Origin of the sequence: Pseudoalteromonas sp. CnMc7-15 (assembly GCF_022347925.1) — a bacterium.
GTDB lineage: Bacteria > Pseudomonadota > Gammaproteobacteria > Enterobacterales > Alteromonadaceae > Pseudoalteromonas > Pseudoalteromonas ruthenica.
Map to the genome: position 1 here is coordinate 101,709 of NZ_JAKRFT010000004.1, position 12,672 is coordinate 114,380.

Sequence of the window (12,672 nt, forward strand, 5' to 3'; positions counted from 1 at the left end):
ACACACGGTTGTTAGGCATTGCCATGGTGCTCTTAATGGGGTGCCAAGACGAAGACACGCAGTATGCACCTATGGAAGGCATGGTTTATTGTGCTGAGGCCAACCCTGTCTCTTTTAATCCGCAAGTAACGACCACCGGTTCAACTATCGATCTGATCGCTAAACAGTTGTACAACCGCTTACTACGTATTGATCCCATCACTGGTGAATTTATCCCCGAGTTGGCGACCAGTTGGGAAATTAGCGATGATGGCACGGAAGTGACGTTTAACCTGCGCGAAGATGTAAAATTCCATACCACCCGCTATTTTACTCCCAGCCGTAATTTTAACGCCGATGATGTGGTATTTACCTTTAGTCGCTTATTCGACGTATACAACCCCTATCACTTCGTTGGTGAAGCCAGCTATCCATATTTTCAGAGTGTTGGTCTTGATCAGCTTATTCGCAACATTCGCAAAGACTCACCATACCAAGTTACATTTGAATTGTTTAACCCCGAAAGTAGCTTTTTAGCGAATCTGGCTACAGACTTCGCGGTGATCACCTCGCAAGAGTATGCAATGGCTCTGATGGCCAACGAGCAGATGGATTTGTTTGACCAGCTACCTGTGGGCACCGGCCCGTTTGTTTATCGTGAATACCAACGCGACCGACTGATCCGCTACTATTCACACCCCGGGTACTGGGAACACCAAGTAAACCTCGATCAGTTGGTATTTGATATTACTCCTAATGGCACAACACGCATTGCCAAGCTTTTAACCAAAGAGTGCGATGTTACCCCACACCCAAGTGCGACCCAATCAAGCGTTCTGCGCCAACGCGACGATATTGAATTGGAACAACAAGATAACCTTAACGTCGGCTATTGGGCCTTTAATACTGAACGTGTGCCTTTTAATAATCCACAAGTACGCCGGGCATTAGCCCATGCCATTAATGTCGACAAAATTATGCAGGCGGTCTATTACGGCCAAGGCGTGAAAGCGGCTTCAATGTTACCGCCCATTAGTTGGGCCTATCAGCAGCAATCTAATTTGCCCCAATACGACCCAGAAAAGGCTCGAGAGATGCTCAGTGCCGCTGGCTATGAAAATGGCTTTGATATGACCATTTGGGCCATGCCGGTAAGCCGTATTTATAACCCCAATGCGCGCAAAATGGCAGAGCTGATGCAAAGTGATCTGCGTGCAATTGGTGTTAACGTGCGTATTGTCGAGTATGAATGGAATACCTTTTTACAGCGCGTAGGCGAGCATCGCCATGATAGTGTGTTGTTGGGATGGGCCGCTGACACCCCCGACCCAGACAATTTCTTTAGCCCACTACTGAGCTGCGCCGCCACTTACAGCGGTAAGAACCCGGCCAATTGGTGTAATCCCGAATTTGATATGCTCCTGACGCAGGCGTTAGACACCACAGAGCAAGCGCAGCGACAACAGTTTTACCACCAGGCACAACAGATGATAGCGAAACAATTGCCCCTATTTCCGCTGGCTCATGGTAAGCGCTCGCAAGCTCGTGACAGCCAAGTAAAAGGGATCAGCCTCAGCCCCTTTGGCGGCATATCCTTAGCCCATGCGAGTAAAAAGCCATGATGTTAGAGTTCGCCTTACGCCGGGTTTCGTTGCTGGTTTTTATGCTTTTTACGCTGAGTGTGTTTACCTTCTCATTGGGCTACCTGTTCCCCGGTGACCCGCTAATGAACTTTAGTGGTATTGAAACTGCAGGCTTTTCGCAAACAGCGCAATTACAGCAGCAATACCATATGGATGATGGCTATGTAACGCAGTATTTTGCGTTTTTAGGACGCATTATGCAGGGCGACTGGGGATTATCTTTTGCTTCCGGCGATGGTGTTTTTGGCCATGTGTTAGATTTGGCTCCTGCAACCTTTGAGCTCGCTATTTATGCGCTGTTTGTGTCCGTGTTGGCGGGAGTTCCGGCGGGAGTCATCGCCGCCCTATCACACGGACGTTGGGGTGATAAGCTCATTAGTGGTTTTACATTAGTTGGTTACTCTGTGCCTATTTTTTGGTTAGCACTGCTGCTTATTATGGTATTTTGCTTACAACTGGGGCTATTCCCTATGTCTGGGCGTATCAGTTTGCTTTACGAGATCCCCGCATACAGTAATTTTATTTTGCTAGATATTATGGTTGCGGGCTTTCCCTATGGCGGCCTCGCCTTTGCCGATGCGCTGCATCATCTGGCATTGCCAACACTGGTGCTGGCGACCTACCCAACCACGGTTTTAATCCGCTTTACCCGCGACTCAATGCTCAACGTGCTTGATCAAAACTATATTAAAACGGCCCGGGCGAAGGGGTTGAGCCGCCGCCAACTTATTTTTCACCATGCGCTGCGCAATGCGTTGTTGCCGGTGATAAAACAAATCGGTCTGCAATTTAGTGCGTTGATCACGTTAGCCATGATCACTGAGGTTATTTTTTCATGGCCTGGCATTGGTCGCTGGTTAATAGACAGCATTTACCAACGTGACTTCCCAGCAATTCAAGGTGGTTTATTGGCAATCTCGGTATTCATTATTTTCGCCACCATCATCACCGAGTTGCTCTACACCCTGCTCGACCCGATTTCACGGAATCAAGCGCATGGCAAAGTTTAAATTATTTACCGAACAGTCTAACGTGTCGCCGCTGTCACGGTTATGGCGCAAGTTTAAATCTAACCATGTGTCTTTGGTTGGTTTATGGCTCTTTATTGCGCTGGCGGTACTTGCTACCACCGCGCCGTTACTGGCGCCTTACGGCATTAACGAGCAACATGCGGATGCGCTATTAATTCCTCCCTCATGGCATGAGGATGGCGATGTACGCTTTATTTTAGGTACCGATGATTTGGGCCGTGATGTGCTTTCACGCCTTATGAATGGTGCGACCTATACCTTCGGCTTATCAATTATTGCAGCACTGATGACCACCTTGGTGGGCGTATTGGTTGGCACCTTCGCCGGTATGAGCCATGGCCTGCGTGCAAGCTTCCTAAATCACCTGTTAGACATCACCTTATCTATCCCTTCGTTACTGCTGGCGATTATCATCATTGCCATACTCGGACCGGGTTTGATGAACACCGTGTGGGCGATTATCTTTGCGCTGTTGCCACAGTTTATCCACTCAGTGCGTAACTTGGTGGTCGAAGAGCTTAATAAAGATTACATCAGCGCATTTCGCCTTGATGGAGCCAGCCGCTGGCAAATCTTAGTGCGGGGCATCTTCCCCAATATTTACGAACGTATTGTGGTTATTTTTACTATGGCGCTGTCATTAGCCATTTTGGACATTGCTGCCTTAGGCTTTTTGAAGCTTGGCGCGCAACCTCCGACAGCTGAGTGGGGAGCTATTTTGGCGGAAAACCTAGGCCTAATTTACCTCGCACCATGGACCGTTGCCTTACCAGGGATCCTTTTGTTTTTAGCGGTACTGTCCACCAATCTTGTTGGTGACGGTTTGCGTAATGTACTCAAAGAGCGGCGGGCGGACTGATGCAATTGCTCGATATTCGAAATCTGACCATAGAATTGACGACCTCAGATTCAGTGATTCGCGTGGTAGATAAAGTAAACTTCAGCCTAAAAGAAGGCGAAGTACACGCCTTAATTGGCGAGTCGGGGTCTGGCAAAAGCCTCATTGCCAAGGCCTTAGTGGGTGCGTTAAATAAACGCTGGCGGGTCACGGCCGACCGCATGCACTGGCGCGGCGTTGACTTGATGCGGCTCTCTGATGAAAAGCGACGTAAGTTGGTAAGCCAAGACTTAGCGATGATTTATCAGGAGCCGAGTCGTTGCCTCGATCCCACAGCGAAGATCAGTGACCAAATTGAAGAAAGTATTCCGGCGCGCAACTACACCGGTAATTTATGGCAACGACGCAGAGCTAAACGCCAGCGTGTCAGAGCACTGTTGCACAAGGTGGGCATCAAAGAGCACTCCAAGGTTTTGACCAGTTACCCACATGAGTTATCAGAAGGCGTGTGCCAAAAGGTGATGATCGCGATGGCCATCGCCCGCTCCCCTAAGCTACTTATTGCCGACGAACCGACCACAGCCTTGGAAAGCACCACACGAGCGCAAGTATTTCGACTACTGAAAAGTTTAAATCAACTTAAAAATATGTCGATTCTGATGATCTCTCATGAACTCGAAGAATTGACTGACTGGACGCATGGTATGCACGTGCTGTATTGCGGGCAAATGGTGGAGGCCGGACCAACCAAAAAAGTGTTTGCTCAACCGCGCCACCCATACACTAAAGCGCTGTTACAGAGCTTGCCCGACTATGATGTTGCACTTGGCCATAAGGAGCCGCTGTTCGCTCTCAAAGGCACCATTCCCACCTTGCAGCACCTACCTATAGGGTGTCGACTTGGGCCACGCTGTCCGAACGCACAGAAAGCCTGTGTCGTTACTCCTAAGTTAGACAAAGAGCAAGGTCATAGTTATGCCTGTCACTTCCCTTTACATAAACAGGAGCAAAGCTGATGCAACCCTTATTGAAAGTACAAGGTTTGGGCAAGCAACTGGCTGTGAGGGCGGGCTTACTGAGCCATAAGAAGGTCAGTTTACTCAAAGATATCTCATTTTGTATTGGTCGCGGCGAAACGTTGGCGGTTATTGGCGAGACGGGTGCAGGAAAAAGTACACTCGCAAAGGTGTTGGCCGGCGCCGATGAGGCCAGTAGCGGCCAGATCATTTTAGAAAGTGATTTAGTGCATGACGGGACTAGTCGCCATGGCGACTGTCGCCACATCCGGTTGATTTTCCAAGACCCAACCACGTCACTTAATCCTGCGCTCACTATCGGCGAGATTTTAGATGACTGTCTACGCTTGAATACCGAGCTTAGCAGCGAACAAAGACTGGAAAAAATAAAGCAAACATTAGCGAAGGTGGGGCTGCTTGTTGAGCACCGCTTATACTACCCGCATATGTTCTCTGGCGGGCAATTACAGCGTGTTGCACTGGCACGCGCACTGATCCTGGACCCTAAAGTTTTAGTATTGGATGAGGCGCTTTCCTCCCTTGACCCCTCAGTGCGTGCACAGACGGTAAACTTACTACTAGAGTTACAACGGGAGACAGGGCTAAGTTACGTGTTGATCACCCATCATTTGAGCTTGGTAAAGCACATGAGTGATCAGGTGTTAGTGCTGGATCACGGGGAAGTGGTGGAGTATGGGAAAACCGGTGAAATTTTCGGTAATCCCCAATCCAAAACCTGCCAGCGTTTACTGACTTGTTAATGGCTATCAGGCGTGTGATTTGCGCTTTTTACTCACCGGGAAAAGGCGCAGCCAAAAAGCCGCTTCAAACATAAAGCCAAGCACCACAAAAGCGAAAAGCCCAGTACTATTCCCAGCGCTGTATGATGCTATCGCTGCAACAATAAGCACCATAGCAATTAAAAATCGATATACACCTTTCATACTTCCTCACACTCCTTATTGGGGCTAGTTTCACTGTACTACATTGCTAAGTGTAATTCATGTTCCAACGTCAGTTTTATTATTAGGCGCTGCGCAGAGACAAAAAAGGCGCCGAATAGGCGCCTTTTGCATTCATGTTACTTTATTCTGATTGCCCCTGCTGGCGCATGCGAACCACTTCAGCCTGAGCCTCAAGCGCTTCAATAAAGCTTTGATAGTTTTTGTTTGCCATTTGCATGGTGAGGTTTTGCTTCACTTGCGCGTTAACTTCAGTTTCACTCGGAGTGTTAACTGACTTCAACGCAACTAGGGCTATATTGCCATTGTTAAGCTCAACCATATCCACGACAGGCTCATCCTGTGGGTGTGCCAGCTTAAATACCTGCTCTACCAGAGCGGGTGCCACACTGAAGCTGCGGCGATTAAGGGCGTCCTCGCTTTGCATTTCAACACCTGCTTGCTGAGCAATGGCGTTAAGGCTGGTGCCGCTTTGTAATTGTGCAAACAGCTCTTCACCCTGCTCTTTCGCTTTGGCGGTAGCCTTTTCAGCTATCAGCGTTTGTTTAATTTGTTCGCTCACCTCAGCCAAAGGCTTAGTTGCCGCAGGTTTATGATCAGCGATACGTACCACAATCACGTGCTCATTACCTAAATCCAAAACTTCTGAGTTAACTCTATCTTCCAGTAGCTCTGGCGAGAAGATGGCTGCTTGCACGTTAGCCTCATTCAACGGGGCACTTAGCTGTCCACGGGCTAACCAAGGAGTGGTTTGAACTTGCGCTCCGACCGCAGCAGCAGCGTCTTCTAATGTATCAGCCACCTCAAATGAAAGCTCTGCCAACTCTGTTTGCTGCTCATAGAATAGGTCAGCTTTTTCAACTTTCGCCAGCTCAGTGCGGATGTCTTCTTTCACCTCAGCAAGAGGCTTGGTTTCACCTGGCTGCAGGTCGGTGAGCTTAATAATGTGATAACCGAACTCAGACTCAACAACTTGTGAAAGTTCGCCCACGTTTTGCAAAGCAAACGCTGCTTTTTCAAAATCAGGATCCAGCATATCACGCTCAATCCAATCTAGATCACCGCCCATTTCCGCGCTGACGATATCGTCTGACTCATTACTAGCCAGCTCGGCGAAATCAGCGCCGTTGTTGAGCTGTGTGAGTAGGTCATTGGCTTTTTGTTCAGCACTGTCCTGATCATCGCCATATTCAACCAAAATATGAGCAACACGGCGCTTTTCAGGCTCTGAATAGTAGGCTTTGTTTTGCTGATAGTAGTCGTTGATTTGCTCGTCTGTGATTGGCTCAGCCAACTCTAAATCATCGGCACTTAGCTCAACATAAGACACTTTCACCTGCTCTGGAGAAAGGAACTGCGCTTGGTTTAGGTCGTAGTATTCTTGAACCTCTTCGTCGCTCACTTCTACTTGGGCTTTGTAGGCGTTGTTATCGAGCACTACATAATCAATAGCACGTTGTTGCTGTTGCAGACCCACGGCTTGGCTTAACTCATTACTTAGCGTGAAATCTGTGCCAGCAAGTGCCGAAACAAGTTGTGAACGCGTCATTTCTTCACGCAGGTACTCACGGAAGCCATCTGCTTGATAACCCATTTGGCGGATCACTTGCAGGTAACGGTCATTACTGAACTGACCACCAAACTGGAAAGCTGGGAGTTCTAGAATCGTTTGTTTAACTTGTTCATCGCTAACGCGAAGCCCCATTTCTGCCGCTAACTGTGTTTGTAGTTCTTGCTGTACTAAGCGGTCAGTGACGGATTGACGCACTTGCGCCATATAGCTTGGATCGTTAGCAAGTTGTGCGAAGTATTCGCCAAACTGCTGCTCTAAGCGGGCACGCTCGTTTTCATAGGCACGAGCAAATTCGCGCTGAGTGATCTTAACTCCATTTACCTCAGCTACGGATTGTTCGGTTGATTGGCCTAAATAGCCACCGATCCCTGCTAAAGCAAAAGATAAAATCACCAGCCCTAGAATAATTTTGGCCGCTAAGCCTTGCGAGCCTTCTCTGATTTTTTCTAGCATTTATTTTATCTCTATTTTATTTAACCGCTAAACAACGAACTCAGACTCTATTGTCCCTCAATTTCGAGGCGGTGGGTATAAAAAAAGCGTATCTTAACAGATACGCTTTTTCACTTGAAGCAATCTAGCACAGTTGCGCTAATTGCAGCTCAAGTTTCGCAAATTAGTTAACTGCGTCTTTAAGCGCTTTACCTGCTTTAAACGAAGGAATGTTTGCAGCAGCAATTTGAATTTCTTCACCAGTTTGCGGGTTACGGCCAGTGCGCGCTGCGCGCTCACGTACAGAAAAAGTACCGAAACCAACTAGGGCAACGGAATCGCCGTCTTTAAGTGCAGTTGATACTGACTCAATGAATGAATCCAACGCACGACCTGCAGCCGCTTTAGAAATGTCAGCATCAGCTGCGATTTGATCGATTAATTGAGACTTATTCACAATATCATCCCCTTACATTGTTATTATCCAGAGCGACTAACCTTGTGCGGTTTTACACAAAACGGCCTCATCACTTTGCTATGTAATTTAGAAAAACAAAGGTCGTTTTTCTAACACCTAGATCTGCTTGAAACCTAGGCCGGACAAGGCCTAGGCTCAAAATCTAGTGCTTAACTTATCACACAGGTGTGATTTGAAAAGCCCTTTGCGGCAATTTTTTGTGATTTTTACTCACTTTTTGCACGATCTGTTGAAAAACGCTCCACAGGCTGCGCCAATGCGTGATCTAACACCTCGTCAATCCACTGAACAGGGTGAATTTCGAGGCCTTCACGAACGTTTTCTGGTATCTCTTTTAGGTCCCGCTCATTCTTTTTGGGAATGACCACGGTCTTAATGCCACCACGGTGTGCCGCTAACAGTTTTTCTTTAAGACCACCGATAGGCAATACTTCACCGCGTAAGGTGATTTCACCGGTCATCGCCACATCGGAGCGCACAGGGTTACCCGTTAAGCTTGAGACTAAAGCAGTCACCATGGCGATACCCGCGCTGGGGCCGTCTTTTGGTGTGGCGCCTTCAGGCACGTGCACATGAATATCACGCTTTTCGTGGAAGTCATCGTTAATACGCAATTTTTCAGTGCGATCGCGTACCACGGTCATCGCGGCTTGAATCGACTCTTTCATGACGTCGCCCAATGAACCGGTGTAGCTTAACTTACCTTTACCTGGTACCGCAGACGATTCAATAGTCAGTAGGTCTCCACCCACTTCAGTCCACGCCAGACCAGTGACCTGACCGATGCGGTCATCACCTTCCACTTTACCGTAATCGTAACGTTGCACACCTAGGTATTCTTCTAGGTTTTCATCATTGATGGTAATGTGTTTAAGACCTTTATCGAGCAAAATATTTTTCACCGCTTTACGACATAACTTGGAAATCTCACGTTCTAAGTTACGAACCCCGGCTTCACGGGTGTAATAACGGATAATGCCAATAATGGCGCTGTCTTCGATGGTCACTTCTTTTTCTTTCAAGCCATTGCGCTTAATTTGCTTGGGGATTAAGTGCTGCTTGGAGATATTGAGTTTCTCGTCTTCGGTGTAGCCAGATAAACGGATCACTTCCATACGGTCCAACAATGGGCCTGGTATGTTGAAGCTGTTAGAAGTGGCAACAAACATCACATCGGATAGGTCATAGTCAACTTCTAGATAGTGATCAGCAAAGGTGCTGTTTTGCTCTGGGTCCAGTACCTCCAGTAAAGCAGATGCAGGATCGCCACGCATATCCGATGACATCTTGTCGATTTCATCCAATAAAAACAGCGGGTTACGAACCCCTACTTTGGTCATATTCTGGATTAACTTACCTGGCATAGAGCCGATGTAAGTGCGGCGGTGACCGCGAATTTCGGCTTCATCACGTACGCCGCCCAGTGCCATACGCACGTACTTGCGACCCGTCGCTCGAGCAATGCTTTGCCCTAATGACGTTTTGCCCACGCCTGGTGGGCCTACAAGACATAAAATGGGGCCTTTAAGCTTGTTGGTACGGTGCTGCACCGCCAAATATTCAATGATGCGGTCTTTTACTTTTTCGAGACCATAGTGGTCGGCATCAAGAATCTTTTGTGCCCCTGCTAGGTCTTTTTTCACTTTTGATTTTTTCTTCCACGGCACATTAACCATGGTATCTATATAAGAGCGCACCACCGTTGCTTCGGCCGACATCGGCGACATCATTTTCAGTTTTTTCAGCTCCGCCATCGCCTTTTCTTCGGCTTCGGCTGGCATCCCCGACTCTGTTATTTTCTTTTGTAAACCTTCAAACTCGTCAGGCACATCATCCAATTCACCTAACTCTTTTTGAATGGCTTTCATTTGCTCGTTGAGATAGTACTCGCGCTGTGACTTTTCCATTTGCTTTTTAACGCGGGCACGAATTTTTTTCTCTACTTGCAGGAGGTCTATTTCGCCCTCCATCATTGCCATAAGGTATTCAAGGCGCTCGGTGACGTCACTGATTTCCAGCACTTTCTGCTTTTCGGGCACCTTGATAGGCATATGCGCAGCCATGGTATCGGCTAAGCGTGCGGGCTCATCAATCCCCGACACCGAGGTAAGTACTTCTGGTGGAATTTTTTTGTTGAGCTTAACGTAACCTTCAAATTGGCTTATCGCACTGCGGATGAAAATATCCTGCTCTCGCTCATCAATATCAGTCGAAGGAATATACTCAACTTCGGCTGCGAAGTACTCGTCTTCTTGCGTATAATGGGTAATAGCGGCGCGTTGCGTGCCCTCAACCAGCACCTTGACGGTGCCATCGGGTAGCTTGAGTAGCTGCAGCACACTCGCGACTGTCCCTACGGTATATATTTCATCCGTTTGTGGGTCATCGACAGAAGCGTCTTTTTGTGCCACTAAGAAAATTTGTTTGTCTTTATCCATCGCTGCTTCAAGGCAGCGAATCGACTTTTCCCGACCGACGAACAAAGGGATCACCATGTGGGGATACACCACCACATCCCTTAGCGCCAATACTGGAATGTCTACGCGATCCGTTCTTTCAAGCGTCATGCTAACTCTCTTCGGACTTCTTAAAATTTAAAGATTACCCAAGTATATGGGGATAAAGGGGGGAAAGTTCAAACAAATTTATAAAAAAAGGAGCTTAGTGCTCCTTTTTTAATTAAACTGCTTGTTTTTTACTCTGATGCGGCCTTGTCTTGGCTGCTGTTTTCGTAAATCAAGATAGGGTCTGACTCACCCTTAATCACTGTCTCGTCTATTACCACCTTGCAGACTCCTTCCATCGAAGGCAGCTCATACATGGTTTCCAACAATACGCCTTCAACAATCGAGCGTAAGCCACGAGCACCGGTTTTACGTTCCATCGCTTTGTGAGCAATCGCACGTAAAGCATCTTCTCGGAATTCAAGCTCAACATCTTCCATTTGGAATAATGAAGAGAATTGCTTAGTCAATGCGTTTTTAGGTTCGTTCAAAATCTGAATCAGTGCATCTTCGTCCAATTCAGTGAGTGTTGCAACCACAGGCAAACGACCAATGAACTCTGGAATAAGACCGTATTTAACTAGATCTTCTGGTTCCACGTCTTTAAACGTTTCACTGATGCTACGCTCACCATCGGCAGACTTAACGTGTGCGCCAAAACCAATACCGGTATTCTTAGCACTGCGTTGCTCGATAACCTTGTCTAATCCGGCGAAAGCACCGCCACAGATAAACAGTATCTTCGAGGTGTCTACCTGTAAGAACTCTTGCTGAGGATGCTTACGACCACCTTGTGGTGGCACCGAGGCAACAGTACCTTCAATCAGTTTAAGCAGCGCCTGTTGCACCCCTTCCCCTGACACATCACGAGTGATGGATGGGTTATCTGATTTACGAGAAATTTTATCAATTTCATCAATGTAAACGATCCCGCGCTGAGCCTTCTCGACGTCGTAATCACACTTTTGCAGTAGTTTCTGAATGATATTCTCGACGTCTTCGCCAACGTAACCCGCTTCGGTTAACGTTGTGGCATCCGCCATGGTGAATGGTACATCCAATAGGCGTGCCATCGTTTCTGCGAGTAAGGTTTTACCACTGCCCGTTGGACCAATCAGCAAAATATTACTTTTACCGAGTTCGATACCTTCGGTGGTACCCGCATTGCGAAGACGTTTGTAGTGGTTGTATACCGCTACCGACAATACCTTTTTCGCGTGCTCTTGGCCGATCACATAGTCATCTAGATGGCTGCGGATCTCTTTTGGAACGGGCAGCTTATCGGACGCGTTGGTTTTTGGCGCGATATCTTTAATTTCTTCCCTGATGATGTCGTTACACAGCTCGACACATTCATCACAAATATAAACAGATGGACCTGCAATTAGCTTGCGTACTTCGTGCTGCGATTTACCACAAAACGAGCAGTACAGCAGCTTGCTAGTCTTTTCGCCGTCTGTTGGTTTATCGGACATTCAGCTACCTCATTCTTTGCGCTACTATTTTTATTCATAGTAGCAAATGTACTTCTTAACAAATATACCAAACTTTACTTATCAATGCGCAGCTGTTTGGCAAATGCGCTCGCGCTTATTTATCGTTACGGCGATCAAAGACCGAATCGATCAGCCCGTACTCAACAGCCGCATCAGCAGTCATGAAGTTATCACGGTCAGTATCACGAGCGATAACATCGAGCGGCTGGCCGGTGTGCTCAGCTAGCAAGCGGTTTAGTTTGTCTTTGATATATAAAATTTCTTTGGCGTGAATCTCAATATCAGACGCCTGGCCTTGGAACCCACCTAAAGGTTGGTGAATCATCACTCGTGAGTTAGGCAGACAGTGACGCTTTCCTTTAGCACCACCAGATAATAAAAACGCGCCCATGCTTGCGGCTTGACCGACGCACAAGGTGCTTACATCTGGCTTGATAAAGTTCATGGTGTCGTAAATAGACATACCAGCGCTTACAGAGCCGCCTGGTGAATTAATATAAAGGTGAATGTCTTTGTCTGGGTTTTCTGATTCAAGGAACAATAGCTGAGCCACAATCAAGTTGGCCATTTGGTCTTCTACTGGGCCAGTTAAGAAAATGATTCGCTCTTTTAGAAGGCGCGAGTAAATATCGAAAGAGCGCTCACCTTTAGCAGTTTGCTCAACTACCATTGGCACTAACGCGTTTAGGGGATCTGTCATACCATTATTCATTATTACTT

11 protein-coding genes are annotated in these 12,672 nt (G+C 47.3%); 5 read left to right on the top strand and 6 right to left on the bottom strand.

Annotated features, from left to right (window positions below; translation table 11 throughout):
- Positions 1-23 precede the first annotated feature (23 nt).
- The 5 genes from MHM95_RS10900 to MHM95_RS10920 are packed head-to-tail and all read left to right on the top strand — an operon-like array spanning position 24 to position 5,268.
- Positions 24-1,601 carry an ABC transporter substrate-binding protein gene (locus MHM95_RS10900; RefSeq protein ID WP_239385450.1) on the top strand — a complete coding sequence of 526 codons (1,578 nt, stop codon included), beginning with the start codon at positions 24-26 and terminating at the stop codon, positions 1,599-1,601.
- Complete coding sequence (locus MHM95_RS10905; protein WP_239385276.1) at positions 1,598-2,632, top strand: ABC transporter permease; 1,035 nt, start codon at positions 1,598-1,600, stop codon at positions 2,630-2,632. Before MHM95_RS10900 ends, MHM95_RS10905 begins: the two co-directional genes overlap by 4 nt.
- Positions 2,619-3,512 (top strand): ABC transporter permease subunit, encoded by an 894-nt coding sequence (locus tag MHM95_RS10910; protein ID WP_022944388.1) that lies wholly within the window; start codon positions 2,619-2,621, stop codon positions 3,510-3,512. Before MHM95_RS10905 ends, MHM95_RS10910 begins: the two co-directional genes overlap by 14 nt.
- Positions 3,512-4,507, top strand: coding sequence for an oligopeptide/dipeptide ABC transporter ATP-binding protein (locus MHM95_RS10915; RefSeq protein ID WP_022944387.1), 996 nt, complete (start codon positions 3,512-3,514; stop codon positions 4,505-4,507). Before MHM95_RS10910 ends, MHM95_RS10915 begins: the two co-directional genes overlap by 1 nt.
- A complete protein-coding gene (locus MHM95_RS10920; protein WP_022944386.1) occupies positions 4,507-5,268 on the top strand; it encodes an ATP-binding cassette domain-containing protein in 762 nt (253 codons plus the stop codon). The genes MHM95_RS10915 and MHM95_RS10920 overlap by 1 nt, the downstream gene beginning before the upstream one ends.
- A 6-nt stretch (positions 5,269-5,274) precedes the next feature.
- Here MHM95_RS10920 and MHM95_RS10925 read toward each other — a convergent pair whose 3' ends face one another.
- The 6 genes from MHM95_RS10925 to clpP all read right to left on the bottom strand — a co-directional run bounded on the left by MHM95_RS10925 (position 5,275) and on the right by clpP (position 12,664).
- Entirely contained in the window at positions 5,275-5,451 is a 177-nt protein-coding gene (locus MHM95_RS10925; protein ID WP_022944385.1) for a hypothetical protein, read from the bottom strand.
- A gap of 142 nt (positions 5,452-5,593) precedes the next feature.
- On the bottom strand, positions 5,594-7,495 hold the full coding sequence (ppiD, locus tag MHM95_RS10930) for a peptidylprolyl isomerase (protein ID WP_022944384.1): 1,902 nt from the start codon (positions 7,493-7,495) through the stop codon (positions 5,594-5,596).
- Between the two features lie 163 nt (positions 7,496-7,658).
- The gene (gene hupB / locus MHM95_RS10935; protein WP_022944383.1) at positions 7,659-7,931 is read right to left on the bottom strand and encodes a nucleoid-associated protein HU-beta; all 273 of its coding nucleotides are present in this window, start codon (positions 7,929-7,931) and stop codon (positions 7,659-7,661) included.
- 227 nt (positions 7,932-8,158) lie between these two features.
- Positions 8,159-10,519: an endopeptidase La gene (lon, locus tag MHM95_RS10940; RefSeq protein WP_022944382.1), complete on the bottom strand. Its 2,361-nt coding sequence runs from the start codon at positions 10,517-10,519 to the stop codon at positions 8,159-8,161.
- Positions 10,520-10,647: 128 nt separating this feature from the next.
- The gene (clpX, locus tag MHM95_RS10945; RefSeq protein ID WP_022944381.1) at positions 10,648-11,931 is read right to left on the bottom strand and encodes an ATP-dependent protease ATP-binding subunit ClpX; all 1,284 of its coding nucleotides are present in this window, start codon (positions 11,929-11,931) and stop codon (positions 10,648-10,650) included.
- Positions 11,932-12,046: 115 nt separating this feature from the next.
- Positions 12,047-12,664, bottom strand: a complete 618-nt coding sequence (gene clpP / locus MHM95_RS10950; RefSeq protein ID WP_022944380.1) for an ATP-dependent Clp endopeptidase proteolytic subunit ClpP — start codon at positions 12,662-12,664, stop codon at positions 12,047-12,049.
- Positions 12,665-12,672 lie beyond the last annotated feature (8 nt).